General features: G+C 43.3%; 1 pseudogene. It reads right to left on the bottom strand.

Annotated features, from left to right (window positions below):
• Positions 1-568: pseudogene (locus AACU94_RS24550) on the bottom strand (ISAs1-like element ISEc1 family transposase); the annotation flags it as partial.
• Positions 569-667: the final 99 nt, after the last annotated feature.

Raw genomic sequence — 667 nt, 5'->3', positions numbered from 1 at the left:
AGTGATTTCGGATCGCTGTGGCGAACTTCTCAGCGGTTAAATCAGCAGAACTGATATAATATCTGACCGTCATTTCTGGCTCTTTCTTTTGTTCTGCTATTATGGACCGAAAGGAGACTGCCACGCATAATTTCTTCAGCCCTTTCCATTCAAACGTGAAATCAATAAGTTCATCAGGGACATCGCAAACAATATGAAGACGGATCTCTTCTCTGCCGTGACTCTTTTCACTAATTGCGTAACTGTCATGCTCTGGATTATTTAATTCTTTCAGCGGAAATTTTTCCTCAAAGGCTTTATTTAGCCGCCCCTGGTTTCCTTTTACAGCGAATAAATAATCACCTCCCTGTTTTTGTATCTTCTCTGCAATATCTTTCTGGCAACCCATCGCATCAGTTGTGATAATTTTTCCTTTAATATCCAACATGTTAAGAAGTTCAGGGATAGCTGTGATCTCATTAGATTTCTCATCTGTCTTGATCTGTCCGATGACCAGACTGTGCATTGTTGAGAACGCACTAATGACATGAATCGCTCCCTTGCGGCGACTCTTGTCATAAGNATGCCGATCGNTGTACAGCTACGTACGCGAGCATCGATCGATGTACGCACGTACGTCTGAGCATCGATCGATGACAGTACGACGCGAGCATCGACGATGTACAGC

The sequence above is a fragment of the Escherichia sp. E4702 genome, assembly GCF_963883545.1.
Classification (GTDB): domain Bacteria; phylum Pseudomonadota; class Gammaproteobacteria; order Enterobacterales; family Enterobacteriaceae; genus Escherichia.
This window is presented reverse-complemented; position numbering and strand designations above follow the sequence as displayed.